Origin of the sequence: Floricoccus penangensis (assembly GCF_001832885.1) — a bacterium.
GTDB classification, from domain to species: domain Bacteria; phylum Bacillota; class Bacilli; order Lactobacillales; family Streptococcaceae; genus Floricoccus; species Floricoccus penangensis.
The window spans coordinates 1-708 of sequence record NZ_MKIQ01000018.1; the positions used below are offsets into that span (position 1 = coordinate 1).

Here is a 708-nt window from a genome sequence, read left to right on the forward strand (position 1 = left end):
AAGCACAAGTACTGCACCAAGCACAAGTACTGTACCAAGCACAAGTACTACACCAAGCACAAGTTCTGTACCAAGCACAAGTACTACACCAAGTACAAGTACAGCGCCAAGCACAAGTACAGCGCCAAGCACAAGTACTGCACCAAGCACAAGTACTACACCAAGCACAAGTACTGTACCAAGCACAAGTACTACACCAAGTACAAGTACAGCACCAAGTACAAGTACTACGCCAAGTACAAGTACTACACCAAGTACAAGCACAACACCAAGTACAAGCACAACGCCAAGTACAAGTACTACACCAAGTACAAGTACTACGCCAAGTACAAGCACAACACCAAGTACAAGCACACCTCCATCATCTGAGCCAACTAAAAAAGAAATCAAAATTGGAACAACAGCAGTAGATGCTAAAGATGGTGATAAAAAGGTTTCAGCTGAAAAGAACGTGACTATTAAAGATACAGTTAAGTATGAAAACCTAGTTGTAGGTAAAGAGTACACAGTAACTGGTAAATTAATGGACAAATCAACAAACAAACCATTATTAGTTGATGGTAAAGAAGTTATGGGATCTACTACATTCATTGCTAAAAATGCAAACGGAACAGTAGATGTAAACTTTACATTCGATGCAAATGCTCTTGAAGGTAAAACAATCGTAGTCTTCGAAAAACTTTTCCAAAACGGTAAAGAAGTAGCAAG

Annotated in this window: 1 protein-coding gene; it reads left to right on the forward strand. The window is 39.5% G+C overall.

From position 1 onward, the window contains the following. Positions 1-708: VaFE repeat-containing surface-anchored protein (locus BG262_RS10860; RefSeq protein ID WP_193790144.1), on the forward strand; the 708-nt coding region annotated here is incomplete at both ends.